A 17,597-nucleotide genomic window follows, 5' to 3' on the forward strand; every position below is an offset into this window, starting at 1 on the left:
AGATGGGAAATGGGGAGAAAATAATATGGAAGAAAATAATAATTTAGGTAAGAAAGTCGCGATATCTGTTATGTCAGCTGCTTTATTGGGCACATCCGGTTATCTTATCTATGATAAAGGCTTTAATACCGCTGGAAAAGAAACAGTAAAGTTAGCAAGTAATACAGAAGAGAAAGAAGACGATCGTATTACAGGAAGTAATGATTTACAATCTATGTTTCCTAATTTAATTGCCGATCCAGCAAAGAAAGACGATAAACCGGGTGAAAAACCCAATATTAACCTAGCAGACTTAATTGGAAACAATAAATCACCAATTACGCCGGTAACATACAATCCAGACGAAGTGCAAATTGCAAAAAAAGATCCTGATATTAAGCTATCAGATGCACCAGCACCACCAAAGGTTGACCTACCAACTAATATGGGGGGACCGGTGGTGGATCCGGGGAAGAATTTGCCGGATAATTTAGTGGATACAGCGAAGAATCCAACCACTACAGAGCCACCGAAAGAACAAGAGGGTAATGGTAACCAACCAGGTGGAGATAAACCTGGAAACGGTGGAGATAAACCTGGAGATGGTGGAGATAAACCTGGAGATGGTGGAGATAAACCTGGAGATGGTGGAGATAAACCTGGAGATGGTGGAGATAAACCTGGAGATGGTGGAGATAAACCTGGAGATGGTGGAGATAAACCTGGGGACGGTGGAGATAAACCTGGGGACGGTGGAGATAAACCTGGAGATGGTGGAGATAAACCTGGAGACGGTGGAGATAAACCTGGAGATGGTGGAGATAAACCTGGAGACGGTGGAACTACCGGAGGCGGTGGAACTACTGGAGGCGGTGGTACTACAGAGCCAGAGAAACCAGACCCAACACGCCCAACGATAACAGTATCACCACAAACGGGTGATATTTTAGTTGAGTGGATTGCTGGAAATGGAGAATATTACTCATCTGTATTCTTTAATGATTATTATGGTAATCCAAAAGGGCAGAATTCAAATGCATTAAATAATCTGACTAACTACGATAGCACAAAGAACGACTGGACGCTCGTTAGCCAATTGAATACACAATCAGAAGCAAAGGCGGTAGCTGAACATAAGTTAGCATTAGATAATTTAGAACAAATTCTGAGCCCATCAAATAACAATTACTCAAATCATAGAGAGTTATTCTATTTACGCAATCAAATCAATGTACTGAATGAATCGGTTACAACACAAACACAAGAAGAGTTACAAAGATATTTAAATGAAAAACAGAAAGAGCACATTCAATCAGTTGCAGAAAAAGTGTATCAAACAGCGATACAAGAAGAACAGATTTGGTTAAATACAGGGGATACAGCATCTTTAGAACAAGCTTTAAGTAAGTATTATTTAATTACATCAGTTTTTGAAAGTGTGGATTCTAAATTAGTAGAAGCTGCAAATCAACGTGTAGAGAAGATTTTCTACAAGCTGCTCCAAGAAGAATTGAAGAATATGGACATTCAAACGCCAGTAGTAGAAGAAACTTCAAAAGAAGCTGCAAAAGAAACTGGTAGCAAGGAAGAAACAAAAACACAAGAAGATCATACGGCAAAAACAGAAGCAATCGAAGCGACTAGTGAGCAAGAGACAAAAGGAGAACTAGCGAAAGATAATACAGAGAACAAAGAGAATAAAGAGAAAAAAGAAAGCAATGAGAATAAAGACAGTCAAAATAATAAGGAAGAAAAGGATAATAAAGACACTAGTGATCAAAAGAAACCGGAAAAACCAGATCCGATTAATCAAGTAATTGAACAAATTGAAACATATTTAAACCCAGAAAATTCACAGTACGAAAATGCTTTATTATTAGCAAATCAATGGATTGATGTAGCAAAAGGTGAGCAACAAGAGAAACTAAATCAGCAATTTAACGTAGCTGTAGAGGGACTTCGAGGACAAATGAAAGACCCTAATGTTTCCATTGATGACGCTCTAAAGAAAGCGAATTTATTAGCAAGTGCAGCAAGAGTAGAAAAATCTGTTCAAGATGAAGCAAAACAATTGTTGATGCCACTTATGTTTGAAAGAAAAGCAAATGAGGCAGCAGCTAAAGGAGAATATTATACAGCTGTATTAAATATCGCGAATGCAATCCGTACAAAGCATCCATTAGAGCGCTCAAGAGAAGAAATGGTAAGTTATGCGAATAAACTATGGGAAAGCACAGAGAAAGACTGGAATGAAATTAATGGAACAACAGGATGGCAAAGTAAGGTAGAGAAAACGGTGCTACCATCATACACATTACTTGCACAGTTAAAAGATATCGATAAAACAATTGGAGAAATTAGTGGCATGAATATGATTGATCGTGCGTCTAAAAAAGTAGAGGGAATTCAACTTATCCAAATAGCGAGTGCTGAAGCAAATAAACAAGGAAAACTTTATGACGCTTTACATTATTATGGTCAGGCAGCTTCCCGTGATGTTATTGACACAAAAGGATTTACTAAGGTCGCTAATGATGTATTAGAAGTAGCAAAACAGGCAGAAGAAACTAATTATCTATCAGCTTTAAATATCTATCAAGTTCTATATAAAACACCAGGAATTGAAATAACTGGAGTTAAAGATCAAGTGAAATATGCGATTGAGTATTTGGGCACATTTGATGCTGCGAATAAAAAAGCAGAGAAAATAACAACTATTGAGGATTTAGCTTCAGTAATTGAATTAATAGATCAGTCAATGAAACTAGGATATCAACAAACTCCTGCAAAGAACTTGATGAAGAAGTACTCTAATTTTATGTTTGACAAGGGGAAAGAGGCCTTTGAAGGAAAGAATTTTGATGCAGCATATAAATGTTTTGAGTTTTTAACTCGTCCACAATATGCAACAACTATTGATGGGGAATTGCGCCAAACAGCAATGGATTATTTAGAAAAAATTAAAGAAATGGATACCCAAAAATAAATATATGTGAAGTTCACCATCTTACCTCAATAAGATGGTGAACTTATTCCCAATAAGGAGTGAAAGAGAATGAGTTTACTAGAAATTTGTCCATTAGATGAGGCGCTAGTAGAAGCACTGCAGAATGAAGAAAAAAGGGGTCGCTTTTACGATATTTTACAAAAATCAGATTTATATGTTGTCGCTTCTGTAGAAGGGGACACAAAAATGGATGAGGAGGGAAACTTCATTTCTACAGAAAATACCCAATTGCAAATTCATTATTTTGAAATGGAAGACGGGTTAATGTTACCGCTTTATTCTGATTTAAAGCATTTAGAGACAGTAATTCCAGAAGAATGTCCATATGTTTGTATGAATGCTATTGAATTATTGCAGACGATAGATTTAGAGGCAAATGTGATTTTAAATCTAGGGACACCTTTTCAAAAATTGTTTGTAAAAGAAGAAATCGAAGCCATTTGTGATGGGAGTATCTTTGATATTTTTTCTAAAGAAGTATAAGCAATAATTGATGCGCTTCCTATTCTTTTTGGTATAAAATAGAGGAAGGTGGGAGAAAGTTTGGAGATTAAAGTCAAACCTGAACAACTCGAGCAAATTGCCAAAAACATCTCAGCGATGCAAAAACATAGCCAAAATATACAGCAGAATCTCAATCAATCGATGTTCAGTATTCAAATGCAGTGGCAAGGAGCAACGAGTCAGCGTTTTTACGGGGAGTATATGAGATCGACGAAACTAATGGAAGGGTATATACATAACTTACAAGAAACAGAAAAAGATTTACGGCGCATTGCCCAAAAGTTTCGTCAAACAGATCAAGAATATCAAAAGAAACAAGCAGAAAAAGTAAAAAAAGCACCTGAAAAAGAAAAGAAAGAAGAAAAAGCATGGTGGGAAAAGGCACGCGATGAAGCAGCAGAATTTTTCGGTGTGAATGACGCCATCAGAGCATTTACAGGGAAAGACCCTGTCACAGGTAAAGAGCTATCTACAAAAGAAAGACTCATTGCGGCAGGTTGGACGCTTTTGAACGTTATTCCGGTTGGAAAAGTCCTTAGTACTGCTGGGAAAGTAATTAAGTATGGCGGAAAAATGGTCGTAGAAGCAGTAGAGAAAGGCGGAAAAGCCCTTCTTGATGGAGCGAAGAAAGTGCCAAGTAAGCTAAAAGAAGGCGTATCCTTCGTCGCTTCTAAAACTAAAAGTCTGGTTAATAAAGTAGGAGATCTTTGGAATAAAGGGAAAACAGCAGTTAAAAACACCTTTGTACAAGCAGGTAAGAAAGTTCGACACGCAATTAAAACATTGACAGAGTATAAATGGATCCCTGGTGGTGGCGAGAAGGGTGCTGGTAAGGGAGCAGGTAAAGGCTTTGAGGGACTAAGTGGTGATGCACGAAAAATACAAACAGTTGTACTAGATGAAAAAAATCTAAGAATAATGTCTACAAAAGAATTAAGAGCTTTTAAGAATTCAATGGGGAATAAAGGAATTAAAGTTATTATAGATAAAAAAGGTACACTTTTTCCTAAACCGAATGTGGCAGCAATGTTTGATCCTCAAACGGGTAGAATAATATTAAGGTCTGAGCCTCGTATATTAGATAGTTTTCATGAAAGCTATCATGCAGAGCAGTGGTTGGATTTGGGAAAACCAGACTATTTAACCCAGTCCATGCTACAGAGAGAGGAATTTGTATACAGTACAATAATGAAAAATAAGAATTTCTTCACTAAAGAAGAAATATATGAAGCACAACGTTACATTGAGAGATGCAGAACTGGAGAATGGCCGCCAATTGGTTGGAAGGGATATGATTAGAAATGAACACTAATTTAAATGCAGAAAAAGCAACTGAGCTTGCACAGCTTTATATAAAAGAGCACAATGTTCCCTGGATAATTAAGACACCTGCTCAATTTCATCAAAATTTTTTTAGTATACATGGAAATGTTTGGATTGTTGAGGCGGAATTAAAACTTAATGCGGATGAACGATTAAAAAATTTTATAATATCAGATGAGGTGGGAGAAATAGAATATATAGCTTTCGGTATAGATATCATAGAGAAAATAAATAAAAACAATCCTAAATTAAATACTAAAAAAGCTATAGAAATCGTTCAAGATTCTATTGAAAAAGGAGATTTAGTTGGAGAAATAGAAAAACCGATTTTCTTTTATGAAAATGTAATGGATATTGAGTGTTATGCTTGGGTTGTAGATGTTAAGCTACCACCATCACAATTTGATCTGATAGGGGACGCTGTGTTTATTTCTGATGAAAGTGGTGCTATTGAAGATATAAGAAATCTTTAAATACTGATGAATATAAAAAAAGAACTCTTACAAATGGTAAATTTGAAAAAGTGGATTTGGAAAATGCAAATTTATCAGAAGTAGATGCTAGAAATGCAAATTTAATAGGAGTGACCCTTTAAAATGGGAATTTTACGGATGCGGATTTTACCGGTGCTAAACTTGATAATGTGGTTTGGAAGGGAGCAAATGTAGAAGGCGCTAAGTTTGATGAAAATGTTAAGGAACAAGTATTAAAGCTGATCTAGAAGTTTATTCAGAGTCGTATGTACACTTAATGAGATATATTGAAAAGGTTTATTCTACTTTGAAACTTGAGGTGGAATAAGCCTTTTTTGTGTCATGTTAAAAACAAATGAAGTCATTTTGTTTCAACTGGTTGAAGTAGTTTAAATTTATGACTAAGCGATTTGTTTGACGAAATCTCAAACATCTTTCAAAATAGGAGATAATGAGTGGGGAGAAGGTTTGGAGATTAAAGTCAAACCTGAACAACTCGAACAAATTGCCAAAAACATCTCAGCGATGCAAAAACATAGCCAAAATATACAGCAGAATCTCAATCAATCGATGTTCAGTATTCAAATGCAGTGGCAAGGAGCAACGAGTCAGCGTTTTTACGGGGAGTATGTGCGATCGACGAAACTAATGGAAGGGTATATACATAACTTACAAGAAACAGAAAAAGATTTACGGCGCATTGCCCAAAAGTTTCGTCAAGCAGATGATGAATATCAGAAGAAACAAGCAGAAAAAGTAAAAAAAACACCTAAAAAAGAAAAGAAAGAAGAAAAAGCATGGTGGGAAAAGGCACGCGATGAAGCAGCAGAATTTTTCGGTGTGAATGACGCCATCAGAGCATTTACAGGGAAAGACCCTGTCACAGGTAAAGAGCTATCTACAAAAGAAAGACTCATTGCTGCAGGTTGGACGCTTCTGAACGTTATTCCGGTTGGAAAAGTCGTCAGTGTTGGTGGAAAAGTAATTAAGTATGGCGGAAAGAAGGTCGTAGAAGCAGTAGAGAAAGGCGGAAAAGCCCTTCTTGATGGAGCGAAGAAAGTGTCAAGTAAGCTACAAGAAGGCGTATCCTTCGTCGCTTCTAAAACTAAAGGCCTGGTTAATAAAGTAGGAGACTTGTGGAATAAAGGAAAAACTACTGTTAAAAATGCCTTTGTTCAAGCAGATAAAAAGATCCAGCATGCGATTAAAACATTGGTAGAATATGAGTGGATTCCTGGAGGAAAGGCCTTTTCGGTAGCAGGTGGAGGTAAAGTCGGAGGATCAAACTCTCTGAAAGATGCGTATCAGTATACGAAAGAGACTGTGGAGAGGGTTTTTGGTACGGGAGGTAGTAATGCTAACCGGGCTATTATTAGTTCTGAAATGGAAGAGAAAATACTATATGGTCAAAGGAAAGTACCACCTAAAAATGATTTCATAGGTGGACATTCCCCAAACATAAACAATACACATCCTAACTATGCAGTTGAAGAAATAAAAGTTAATGCAGATGGAACGAGGAATGTTAAATTCACTACCCAATTTTCTGATGGAAATTTAGCGAAAACTAAATCAAGCACTCTATTTCCAGGTACATGGAGTGATCAGCAAATTATTAATAGTATAAAAGAGGTTGGACATATGCCTGCTATTGGACAAAGAGCAAGAGATGGAGCTACCCTCCATAGAGCTACAATTAATGGTGTTCAAATAGAAGTGATTAAAATAGGTGATGAAGTTGTATCTGGATATCCAACTGGTGGAGGTGCTACACAGCTTTTAAACGGTTTTACTACACCTTAATATTATAGATAATTAAAGGAGATTTTTAAATGTATAAAGAATTTGAGGATTATCTTTTGGGATATTTTACAGACGGCTATTGGTATGATGAAGGATTTTCAATTGCCCAAGAAATGTTACTGGAATTCTCTTCTCATGATTGGGAAGAATTACTTAATACGGCAGTAACCAACCCTTTAGAGTGGCAAAGAAGGTTAGCTTACTGTTTGGATAATGAATGTAGTATGAATGAATTGAAAGTGCTATTAACAATGCTGGATACAGACGATAAAGAACTATTCGAAACATGCGTAGATACGTTGAGAAGCTTTACAAGTCCAGAAAGTAAACAGCTTATATTGGAAAATCCCTCAATTATGCAGCGAGTAAGTGATTTAATTCCACAAGCTGGTGTTGCAACTAGAAAAATATTAGAAGACTTTCTTAGTAAGATTCAATCATAGTAACATAATGGTCATGCTGCACATAGACAAAAGAAAGAGAATCCAAGGAATTAATCCTCCTATGGGTTCTCTTTTCTGTTTTTCAAGATTTTCATATTCATAATCTTATTTTCTTTAAGCTCATCTGAACCCTTGCGGACAATTTCGTTCAGCCTTTTGTAGTATAGATAATCAGCAATTTCCGCCATATGCTCATTCCGCCAAGCAAAAATGCCAATGATTTGGTCAAGATAGCCTCGTTCGGCATTTCCATCCTTCCTTTCTCTAGCAAGCTTTGCTTTTGCTCGTAAATCTTCTACAGTATTCATAATATCTACAATGTCAGTGACAGAGTTGTTAAGAGCAGAAAATCGTTCCTCTTTCCATTGATAATACTCGTAGTCTTTCATCAGAATATCGTTAGGTGTTACATTGAGAATATCACTAAGTTCTACAAGTTTCTCGATAGACGGTTTGTAAACTCTTCTCTCCATTTGTGAAATACTTTGAATGTTCATACCTTCATCGCTTCTAAAACCAAAGGCCTGGCTAATAAAGTAGGAGACCTGTGGAATAAAGGAAAAACAACAGTTAAAAATACCTTTGTATAAGCAGATAAGAAATTCCGTTATGCTATCAAAACATTGCGAAAGTATACACCGATTTTGGGAAAAGAGCCTGCCCTTGCGACACAAGGTACAGGACAGCACTCTCTGAAAGATGCGTATCAGTTTATGAAAGAGACTGGGGAGAGGGTTTTTGGTAAGGGAGGTAGTAAGGCTAAAAATTTACAACTAGAAGACTTTACAAAAGAAGTCTTGAAAACTAAGCCTATGAATTCTCCAAGACCTGAAAGGTGGTTATTAAAACAAGGAGGGAAAATTTCTATTGACGACAAGGGAGTTTGGACATATACAAATAAAAATGAGCAGTCAGTAAGATACCCAAACGGATATCCTGATTTTACACCTTATGCCCATCCAGATATACCGCCGGTTACAATTAAAGTCCATTCTCCAAAAAATAATCAAAAAGATTTTGAAGCAGCAAATGTAAAGGAAATGTTAAAATATTGAAAATTCATCAAACTGAAAGTAGATTGTTTGTATTTGGAAATAATCCGAACCATACTGAGGTTACAATATTCCGAAATAAAGTATTAAAATGGAAAAGAGAGAATAGATTACGATAATGATTTATAACAAAAGGAGAGAGTGTTTTGCCTAGTGAAACAAATTTAATGCCAGGGATTTGGTATGGCCCTGTTAAGAAAAACGAGGATATTACACTGTTGAAAAATAATTTTACGGCTATTACTTCTGAAAAAGATTGTATTCTATCCGTTATAGAAGTTTTAAAGTCTGGAGACTTTACGATAAAAAATATACTTATTGATTTAATGAATACTACAAAGAATGAAGCAGTTTTGAATTTATGTATAAGGTTATTTTGTTCAGTTTCTAATCATGATGATTTATTAAATAGTAATAATCTGAAGTTTTTGTCTGAGATTTCGGATTCAAATGCTGATACTTTTGCTTCTTGTGCACCAACAACATTATCATATGATGTGGTTCCTTATTTACTCGCTATGTTAGAAGAATGGGAAGATACATATGTAGAACAAACGATTAAAGATTCTCTGGATACAATACTTGGATATACAAAGTATCTTTCCGAAGAAGCTACTGTGGAAGAAATAGGACAATTTTATTTAGAAAAAAGAGATAGTTTAGATGCTGAAAGCTATTATTATAGTCAGCAATTTGTATTTCCTGGAGACTTAGCAAAAAAGCTAATTGAGAAATCATTTATCGCAGCGAAAACAAATTCAAGATTAGAGATGGGGATAATTCCTTCACTACTTTCAATATGGAGTGGTGTTAAATGTCCAGTTGAATATGATACGGTAATCAATGATAATAAACTTAAAGAGACTATTAGTTATATTGACAAACTATCGAAAATGGATTGGCAAACAGGTGTTAAATATTTTTATGCAAATCCAGTCTAGTAGATATTTAATACTATCAAAGTAAATAGAAATTTAATAGCTATTAATCATAGTTAACTGGATATTCCAATCAGTTATATTAATATATTCAGGAGATATTAAAGAGGGGATGCTGTGCATTCCCTCTTTTGTTCGTATAGTAGAATAGAGATAAATGCTATTACAGAATAAATAGTCAGAAAAATCAGGAGAGTATGTACCGAAATTTGGTGGAGGGCCTTCTCTCGCGACAGAAGCTGCAGGCGTGGTTTCTGGTGGAGGAAAGCAGTCTTTGAAAGATGATGTGTATCAGTTTATGAAGGCGGCTGGGAAGCACTCAGATAACACTCCATTAACTGGTAAAGATGTTTATGGCCCTTATTATGATGAAGCTGTTGATTTATATAAAACTAAACCTGATTGGTTTTCTAATCCTGACGAGTCTATAATTGTTCAAGGAGATGATCTAGCAAAAGCTAGAGCTGACTACAGATCTTTAGTGAGAAAGGGTGAGCTTGAAAAAGGACACCATATTCAAGGCCTTTGGTCAGGCTGTTAGTAACGGTGATAAAATCCTTCATAATGACGGTTCCAAATTCCCCTAAAATAACGGACAATGGTTTCAAAACTACAATGACGGAGTGGAGAAACTATGGTCAAGATTGGGGAATTTTTTATGATTAGAGAATTGTATCAAAAAGGATGGACAATTAAAGCGATATCCAAAGAAACAGGATTTGATCCAAAAACAATTCGAAAATATATCCAACAAGATGAATTGCCGTCCAAAAAGAAAGTAGAGAAAAAGCCAAGTAAATTAGATACATATAAACCCTACGTTCTTCAAAGAATCAAGGAAGGTACTACAAATTGTGCAGTGTTATACGATGAAATTGTATCAATGGGATACCAAGGAAAGCCTACCATTCTGCGCGATTTTGTCAGACCTCATCGATAAAATCCTAAAAAACAAGCAACCTTACGGTTTGAAACACCGCCTGGTAAACAAGCTCAAATGGATTGGGGATACATAGGGAAAATAAAGATTAACGGAAAAGAACAAGATGTATATACATTTGTAATAGTGTTAGGTTACTCCAGAATGAAATATGTTGAATTTACAACAAGTATGGATTTAGAAACTTTAATGAAATGCCATATGAATGCATTTGCTTATTTTAATGGCGTTCCTGAACAAATTCTTTATGACAATATGAAAACTGTTGTAGTTAAACATACACCAGTAGAGGTTCGATTTAATCGAAGGTTCGAAGACTTCCTATCCTATTATGGAATTGTGCCGAAGGCGTGTAAGCCATATCGTCCACAAACAAAAGGAAAAGTAGAGAATGTAGTGGGATATCTTAAAAAGAATTTTATGCAGCGTAAACATACATTCACTTTAGAATCATTAAATGATGATGTAAGAGATTGGTTAAATCAAACGGCAAATCGTAAACCAAATGGAACAACAAAAGAAGCTCCAATCGCAAGATATCAAGTTGAGGAAAAATATTTAGGAAAGTCCAATACAAAACCAGCCTTTCCAATTACAAGATGGGAAATACGAGAAGTTAGTAAGGATTGTTTTATCTCTTATCAAGGAAAACGTTACTCTGTACCGTTTCGATTCGTAGGAAAACAAGTGAAGGTAAAAGAGACACTTGATCACCATCTTGAAATATATGATGAATTAGAATGCATCACAACACATCCAATTCTTACAGGTAAGACTGAAACGCATGTGAACCTTGAACATTATAAAGGGCTGAATGCGACAACAAAAGGTTTGGCGACCCGTCACATTCAACCCGATGAAACTAGAAGTAGAACAACGTTCTCTTCAAGTGTATGAACAATTAGAAGGGAGTGATTCTGTATGACCACTCAACTTCTAAATGAACGCTTAATCAAAGTTGGATGGCATCATATTGCCGACCAAATCGATGGTCTTTTAGAAGATGCATCTAAACATAATGTACCATATTCTGAATTTCTAAACACTCTTCTTTTACATGAAATTGAAAAAAGAGAAGCATCAGCTTTACAGAAACGAATACAACAAGCGAAACTTCCGTTTCATAAAACAATTCATGAATTTGATTTTACTTTTCAGCCTAGCATTAGTGAAAAGCGCGTGAAAGAAGTATTAACATGTCGTTTTATTAATAATGGGGAAAATGTCCTACTTTTAGGCCCGCCAGGAGTTGGGAAAACACATTTATCAATTGCATTTTCAAGCGAAGCTATCATGAAAGGCTATACAGCACTTTTTCTGCGGGCTGATGATTTTATTAATGAGTGTAAGAAGGCCCATACCAAGGGACTATTGAACCGAGTAATCAAACGTTGGAGCCGTCCAGATCTTCTTATCATTGACGAACTAGGCTATTTTCCCTTTGATGAATTAAGTGCCAATATCTTCTTTCAAATCATTTCAAAGCGATATGAACAAGGAGGCGCACTCATTGTAACTTCAAATAAATCTTTTATAGAGTGGGGGGGAATTTTTGGAGATGAAGTATTAGCCACAGCCATTTTAGACCGACTTTTACATCACGCAACAACATTTAATATTAAGGGAGATTCATATAGGCTTCGTGAGAAGCAAAAAGCTGGAATACAGCCAACAACATTAAATCGCTAATAAAAGGGAATTTGTTTCCGTTGAAAAAAGGGAATTTCAATACGTTATTGACACAGGCGGAGAAAATGTGCAATCAAATATAAAGTTTACTGGTGAATCTACTATTAAGAGTGAAAAGCTTTCAGGATTAAATTTAGATTTTTATCATCAAAAAGGATATGGCAAAGAGAAGAGGGCTTGAGAAAATAATTTGAAGAGATGTATCCGTTGGAAAATTCTATAAACTTAATGAATGATATATGGTATGGACCAAAAAGAAATCCAGGTGAGATTGATAAATTGAGAGAGTTACTTACTAAAATTTCAACTGAAAAAGATTGTATACTTTTGATAAATGAATTGTTAAAAGTAGGGGATTTTTCAGTAAAAGAGTTATTGGTCCAACTTTTAAATTCTTCTAAAGAAGACAATGTTTTAAATCTAAGTATAAGATTATTTTGTTCAATAGCAACACACGACGATTTATTAGATAACAAAAAAATGAATTTTTTGTCAGGTGCTTCTGAAAACAGTGTAGCTACTTTTGCTTCTTGTGCAATAGATACTATGTCTTATCAAGTAATACCATATTTATTAGCGCTTCTTGAGGAATGGGAGGATACAGAAGTAGAGGATGGAATTAGAAATTCTTTAGAAATATTATTGAATTATTCTGAAGTTTGTGGTGAGAATGCTGCTGTTGATGATATTGGAGAAATATATCTTGAGTATATAAATACAATAGATACTAATCTGTATTATTATTTTAGAAAACCTGTATTCCCAGGAGATTTAGCTAAAGAGCTAATTCAAAAATCAATGATATCATTGAAATTTTAAAAAAATCTTGGTATAGACATAGTTCCTACGTTGTTGTCGATTTGGAGTGGGGTAAAGTGTCCTGTTGAATATAATCAAATAGTTGATGATAAAAAATACAAAGAAGTAATTGATTATATTACTAAACTTTCAAATTTTGATTGGAAAGTAGGAAAAAAATATTTTTATGGGAATGTATTAGATTGAAAAAACATCTAATTTTAAATAAAGAAATAGTTGAGTTTTATGAAGCCAATAATTTACATGGTAGTGTTGGAGAAAACATAACTTTTTATCAAATTGAGAGAAGAATTACAATGGAGCTTGACTCATATTATTGACTATAATCATCTTACACAGAGGATGAATTAAAAATAAAGATTGGTTGACTTGAATCTAATAGAGTAACAGCCTTTAAAATCGAATCAAAATATTTACAGTTAATAATAATGAAATAATTGATGTCTCAGTATTAATATTTGTTTAAGGAAATGAAATTACTAAAATTGTGCTAACCAGCGAAAATGATATTCTTGTAATAGAAATTGAAGCTGAGAGTGTGAATGGTTTGAATTTGTAAATTAAACTATACAATGTTCTATCATAAATAAAAGAAAAGCCACAATGCCATTAAAAATTGTCATGAACCACACTGTTGATTGTTAGTTATGCCTAACAATCAACAGTGTGGTTTTTTATGTCAACGTTTTTACTATAAATTATTTCTTGTATCTAACTTATTTAATCTCTTTCTCAAAAATACAGGTAAAGAACTGTCCACAAAAGAAAGGTTCATTTCGGCAGGCTGTACGCTTCTAAACTTTGTACCAATTGAAAAGTCGCGAGCCTTGTTAAATATAGTGGCAAAGCGGTCATAGGAGCAGTAGGGGAAAGTTGGAAAAGCGCTTCTTGATGTAGCGAAGAAAGTGTCAAGTAAGCTACAAGAAGGCGTATCCTTCGTCACCTCTAAAACTAAAAGTTTGGTTAATAAAGTAGGAGACTTGTGGAATAAAGGAAAAACAACAGTTAAAAATGCCTTTGTTCAAGCAGATAAAAAGATCCAACATGCGATTAAAACATTGGTAGAATATAAGTGGATTCCTGGAGGAGATGCCTTTTCGGCAGTAGGTGTAGGTAAAGTCGGAGGATCACACTCTCTGAAAGATGCTTATCAGTATATGAAGGATACTGGGGAGAGGCTTTTTGGTAGTGGTGAGAAGGATGTTGTTAAGGAAGTCAGTGGAGCTAATAATTTTAAAATAGGTTCGAATGCTAAAAATCATTTAAAAAATGTAGAAAATATTACAATGAAAAAAGGTATAAGTGGTGGACATAATGCAGATGAATTTTATAAAGCTCTGTCAAGGAAACAGCATAGATGATTTAATTGTAAGTAAGAGACCGCATCCTACTATCGAAGGTGTTTATGAAGTTAACTATCAAATTCCTAGAAAAGACATGGCAGGAAACATAGCAGAACCAGTGACTTGTAAAATAATTAAAGAACCTAAAACAGTGTATGATCCATCCGTTATTTCTGACGATGTTATTTATCAATGGGGAACCGAGGCAATGAAAAAGGGCACTATTAACGGAACTAGAGTTGAAGGCACTGCTTCAAATGGTCTAAGGTTTTTTGGCTATTTAGATGAAAGTGGAAATGTGAAGAATTTTTATCCAATTCTTGATTAGGAAGGAATATAACAATGAGCTCTAAATTAATAGTAGATTTTAAAGAAATAAAAGTATTATTGGATGATATTTTTTGGGAATTAACAGTAAGAAATAGATTAATTGATGCATTGAAAGACTTTAAAAACAAAGAAGGATATGACATTGGAGGAAAAGCAATTCTTTTTAGAGATGATTTAGATGAGTATGATTTAGCTCATTTGCCCAAGACTTTAGATGATAGACATGTGTTAATAGATGTTGATGCTGCGACATCTAGTGTAAATGAAGATAGCCAAGGCTATCTTAGTTTTGAAGAGTTCTATGTGTATTTAGAAAAAAGAGTGGAGAAAGTTATTTCAAGCCAACCAGATGAAAAGGAAGAACTTACAGAATTATTGTTAGAAGTGAAGAAAGGATTGGAAGTATAGCATGTATGCTATTTTACTAGATTCTGAGGGTATAGAAATGTAGAGGTAATTTAATTCTTTTTAAAGTGTTATTCGTAGGAGGATTTGTTTGTACGATTTGAACTGGAAGATGTAATTAATCTTCCAGTTTTTTATTGGAATGAAAAATAGATTCAATTAATAGTAGAAAAATGTAGAAATCAAAAAATTATAACATACTATTTAATAGTTAAATCAATCAGCGTAGTCCATTGGTATAAACGATGCCATAAGAAAATTTAGCAGTAAAGACCCGGTCATTGGCAGAGAACTATCCACAAAAGAAAGACTCAGTGCGGTAGGCTGTACGTTTTTGAACGTTATTCCGATTGGAATAATCCTCAGTGTTGCTGGTAAAGCAATTAAGTATGGCGGAAAAATGGTCGTAGAAGCAGTAGAGAAAGGCGGAAAAGCGCTTCTTGATGTAGCGAAGAAAGTTCCAAGTAAAGTAAAAGAAGGCGTATCCTTCCTGGCATCTAAGGCAAAGGGGCTTGGCAATAAAGTAGGAGATCTGTGGAATAAAGGGAAAACGAAAGTTAAAAACGTCTTTATAGAAGCAGATAAGGCATTCAAGCATGCGGTAAAAACATTGATGGAGTTTGATTGGATTCCTGGTGGAAGGTCTTCCCTTGTGACAGAAGCTGCAGGCGCGATTTCTGGTGGAGGAAAGCAGTCTCTGAAAGATGATGTGATTCAGTTTATGAAAGAGACTGGGGAGAGGGTTTTTGGTAAGGGTACGGGTAAAGTATATCCAACAAGACAAATAGATTCAGTAGCAGAAGCTCATATAATTGATAGAGTGAAAGAGGTAAGAGGTAATTTACCAAGTAAATATAAAAAAGCTGGTAATTTTGCCCTTGCAGAGGTGGATGTTAATGGAATAAACAAAAAGGAGTTTTATGCTTCAAGTAAAATAGATGAATTTAAAGGGAATTTAGAAGAAAAAGTTCCTGAAATTTCATTAAAACCAAATGAACCAATTTTTGAGGCATCTTTAGCACCTGGTAAAGATGTAAAACCTTATATGCGAGATTCTGACACTGAGTATAAGATTTTGAATGAAATAGCTTTAAAACTGGGTGATGATGTAAATACTACTGGAAAAATTACGTTATTCACAGAACTAGATACCTATGCTAGTTGTAGCAAAGTAATAGCTGAATTTGCTAATAAATATAAGAATATTGAATTGGAAGTTATTCACAATAACGGTGAAAGACTTAAACCATAAAAGAGGAGTGATATCTTGGAAGACTGGGAATATAATGAAATATTTGAGGCGATTAACGAAGACTATAATGATTATTTAAAATTAAATAGAGGACATGAATATGCAATAGCAAGAACTGTTAATGAGTATATAAATCTTGGAAAGGTAGAAGACTTTATTGTTGATACTGCTGTAGGTGAAATATTGTTATCCAAAGATAAGGTCTTTATTGGATATGTTGAAGGTATAACAAAGAGATTAAGTATGTTTAAAGATTTAGATGTTACAAACGAACTGACACAAGAAGAAATAGCAGATTTGACTAATAGGACAGAGAAAGTATTAGATGGTCTTAGTAAGGTTGAGATAGATTATAACCCTTATTCCGAGTAGTTATTTACGAAATCGAACAAGAATATTTTTAAATTATGAATTACTGATATAATTAACTATAAAGCACTTGATTTCCTTTTAGGGCATCAGGTGTTTTTTTATGAGATATTTATGCTTTGGGCAACATGAATGATGCTATGTTGAAATTCAGAGCCCATGAAGGTAGTACCATCATGGAGTTTGATTTTAATGTTACACGCTTTATTTTATAATTTAGCAGTACAGCAAGTACAAGTAGCAAAAGGAAGTAAGATGCCACGAAACCCAGTGTTTCATGCATACTATCAAAAGAAACTAAAAGAAGGAAAAACAAAAGGACAAGCATTGGTATATATTATGAGAAGGCTTGTAAATATTATATATGGCATGATGAAACATAAAACAGCTTATGAATTACCAGTAGTACAAGAGAAAGAAGTAGTTTAATAAGGTTTGTTTTTTTATTGTGAGAGTTTAAGGTTACAACATAGGATACGGGTAAGGATACTTTAGAAGTAAAATTCACAAAGGAACAGCTTGCTACTAAACCACCATACTGGCCTGTTCCAGAGAAATGGATAAAAAAAGGTGGGGCTGTGAAAATAGATGAGGATGGAACTTGGGTATATACGAATAAGAAAGGACAAACTGTGAGGTATCCCGATGGTTATCCTGATTTCACACAATATGCACACCCTACTGTTAAACCAGTAGAAATTGAAATTGCAAGTCCAACGAATCGTCCTTTAGATTATAAAAATGTAAATATAGAGGCACGTTTGAATAAAGATTCTGATCCACCAGTACCAGCACTAGATAAGCCACCTTTAGGATATATATGGCATCACCATCAAGATGGAAAAACAATGATTCTTGTGGATAGAGATATCCATAGGGTATTTACTCATACGGGCGGAGTATCAATTGTTAATGGAAAATAAATTAA

Annotated in this window: 17 protein-coding genes and 4 pseudogenes; 20 read left to right on the forward strand and 1 reads right to left on the reverse strand. The window is 34.7% G+C overall.

The window, feature by feature from the left end:
• Nucleotides 1-25 precede the first annotated feature (25 nt).
• From QRE67_RS10400 to QRE67_RS10430, 7 genes and pseudogenes are all read left to right on the forward strand, one after another.
• Nucleotides 26-2,965, forward strand: coding sequence for a hypothetical protein (locus QRE67_RS10400; protein WP_286124785.1), 2,940 nt, complete (start codon nucleotides 26-28; stop codon nucleotides 2,963-2,965).
• Between the two features lie 69 nt (nucleotides 2,966-3,034).
• Nucleotides 3,035-3,469: an SseB family protein gene (locus QRE67_RS10405; protein WP_286124786.1), complete on the forward strand. Its 435-nt coding sequence runs from the start codon at nucleotides 3,035-3,037 to the stop codon at nucleotides 3,467-3,469.
• 60 nt (nucleotides 3,470-3,529) lie between these two features.
• The gene (locus QRE67_RS10410) at nucleotides 3,530-4,789 is read left to right on the forward strand and encodes a WXG100 family type VII secretion target (protein ID WP_286124787.1); all 1,260 of its coding nucleotides are present in this window, start codon (nucleotides 3,530-3,532) and stop codon (nucleotides 4,787-4,789) included.
• A 2-nt stretch (nucleotides 4,790-4,791) separates the two neighbouring features.
• Complete coding sequence (locus QRE67_RS10415) at nucleotides 4,792-5,286, forward strand: hypothetical protein (RefSeq protein WP_286124788.1); 495 nt, start codon at nucleotides 4,792-4,794, stop codon at nucleotides 5,284-5,286.
• 23 nt (nucleotides 5,287-5,309) lie between these two features.
• Nucleotides 5,310-5,534: pseudogene (locus tag QRE67_RS10420) on the forward strand (pentapeptide repeat-containing protein); the annotation flags it as partial.
• 220 nt (nucleotides 5,535-5,754) lie between these two features.
• Nucleotides 5,755-7,089 carry a WXG100 family type VII secretion target gene (locus QRE67_RS10425; RefSeq protein WP_286124789.1) on the forward strand — a complete coding sequence of 445 codons (1,335 nt, stop codon included), beginning with the start codon at nucleotides 5,755-5,757 and terminating at the stop codon, nucleotides 7,087-7,089.
• Between the two features lie 29 nt (nucleotides 7,090-7,118).
• Nucleotides 7,119-7,532, forward strand: a complete 414-nt coding sequence (locus QRE67_RS10430; RefSeq protein WP_286124790.1) for a hypothetical protein — start codon at nucleotides 7,119-7,121, stop codon at nucleotides 7,530-7,532.
• A gap of 59 nt (nucleotides 7,533-7,591) precedes the next feature.
• Here the strand turns inward: QRE67_RS10430 and QRE67_RS10435 are convergent, their stop codons facing one another.
• Nucleotides 7,592-8,029: a helix-turn-helix domain-containing protein gene (locus tag QRE67_RS10435; protein WP_286124791.1), complete on the reverse strand. Its 438-nt coding sequence runs from the start codon at nucleotides 8,027-8,029 to the stop codon at nucleotides 7,592-7,594.
• Between the two features lie 147 nt (nucleotides 8,030-8,176).
• On the opposite strand from QRE67_RS10435, the gene QRE67_RS10440 reads away from it, so the two are divergent.
• From QRE67_RS10440 to QRE67_RS10500, 13 genes and pseudogenes are all read left to right on the forward strand, one after another.
• On the forward strand, nucleotides 8,177-8,587 hold the full coding sequence (locus QRE67_RS10440; protein WP_286124792.1) for a hypothetical protein: 411 nt from the start codon (nucleotides 8,177-8,179) through the stop codon (nucleotides 8,585-8,587).
• Between the two features lie 143 nt (nucleotides 8,588-8,730).
• Nucleotides 8,731-9,525, forward strand: coding sequence for an Imm47 family immunity protein (gene imm47 / locus QRE67_RS10445; RefSeq protein ID WP_286124793.1), 795 nt, complete (start codon nucleotides 8,731-8,733; stop codon nucleotides 9,523-9,525).
• A gap of 271 nt (nucleotides 9,526-9,796) precedes the next feature.
• The gene (locus tag QRE67_RS10450; protein WP_286124794.1) at nucleotides 9,797-10,063 is read left to right on the forward strand and encodes a hypothetical protein; all 267 of its coding nucleotides are present in this window, start codon (nucleotides 9,797-9,799) and stop codon (nucleotides 10,061-10,063) included.
• A 93-nt stretch (nucleotides 10,064-10,156) separates the two neighbouring features.
• Nucleotides 10,157-11,387: pseudogene (gene istA / locus QRE67_RS10455) on the forward strand (IS21 family transposase).
• The gene (gene istB, locus QRE67_RS10460; RefSeq protein ID WP_286124795.1) at nucleotides 11,384-12,151 is read left to right on the forward strand and encodes an IS21-like element helper ATPase IstB; all 768 of its coding nucleotides are present in this window, start codon (nucleotides 11,384-11,386) and stop codon (nucleotides 12,149-12,151) included. Before istA ends, istB begins: the two are co-directional and overlap by 4 nt.
• Before the next feature lie 228 nt (nucleotides 12,152-12,379).
• Nucleotides 12,380-13,156, forward strand: a pseudogene (gene imm47 / locus QRE67_RS10465) (Imm47 family immunity protein).
• A 719-nt stretch (nucleotides 13,157-13,875) separates the two neighbouring features.
• Nucleotides 13,876-14,331: a hypothetical protein gene (locus tag QRE67_RS10470; RefSeq protein WP_286124796.1), complete on the forward strand. Its 456-nt coding sequence runs from the start codon at nucleotides 13,876-13,878 to the stop codon at nucleotides 14,329-14,331.
• Nucleotides 14,285-14,641, forward strand: a complete 357-nt coding sequence (locus QRE67_RS10475; RefSeq protein ID WP_286124797.1) for a CdiA family toxin C-terminal domain-containing protein — start codon at nucleotides 14,285-14,287, stop codon at nucleotides 14,639-14,641. The genes QRE67_RS10470 and QRE67_RS10475 overlap by 47 nt, the downstream gene beginning before the upstream one ends.
• 14 nt (nucleotides 14,642-14,655) lie before the next feature.
• Nucleotides 14,656-15,051, forward strand: a complete 396-nt coding sequence (gene cdiI / locus QRE67_RS10480) for a ribonuclease toxin immunity protein CdiI (protein WP_286124798.1) — start codon at nucleotides 14,656-14,658, stop codon at nucleotides 15,049-15,051.
• A 331-nt stretch (nucleotides 15,052-15,382) separates the two neighbouring features.
• The gene (locus tag QRE67_RS10485; protein ID WP_286124799.1) at nucleotides 15,383-16,300 is read left to right on the forward strand and encodes a deaminase domain-containing protein; all 918 of its coding nucleotides are present in this window, start codon (nucleotides 15,383-15,385) and stop codon (nucleotides 16,298-16,300) included.
• A gap of 15 nt (nucleotides 16,301-16,315) precedes the next feature.
• Nucleotides 16,316-16,672 carry an Imm3 family immunity protein gene (locus QRE67_RS10490; RefSeq protein ID WP_286124800.1) on the forward strand — a complete coding sequence of 119 codons (357 nt, stop codon included), beginning with the start codon at nucleotides 16,316-16,318 and terminating at the stop codon, nucleotides 16,670-16,672.
• Between the two features lie 192 nt (nucleotides 16,673-16,864).
• A pseudogene (locus QRE67_RS10495) lies at nucleotides 16,865-17,098 on the forward strand (IS110 family RNA-guided transposase); the annotation flags it as partial.
• Nucleotides 17,099-17,247: 149 nt separating this feature from the next.
• On the forward strand, nucleotides 17,248-17,592 hold the full coding sequence (locus QRE67_RS10500) for an HNH endonuclease (RefSeq protein ID WP_286124801.1): 345 nt from the start codon (nucleotides 17,248-17,250) through the stop codon (nucleotides 17,590-17,592).
• Nucleotides 17,593-17,597: the final 5 nt, after the last annotated feature.

The organism is Bacillus sp. DX3.1, assembly GCF_030292155.1.
Classification (GTDB): Bacteria; Bacillota; Bacilli; order Bacillales; family Bacillaceae_G; genus Bacillus_A.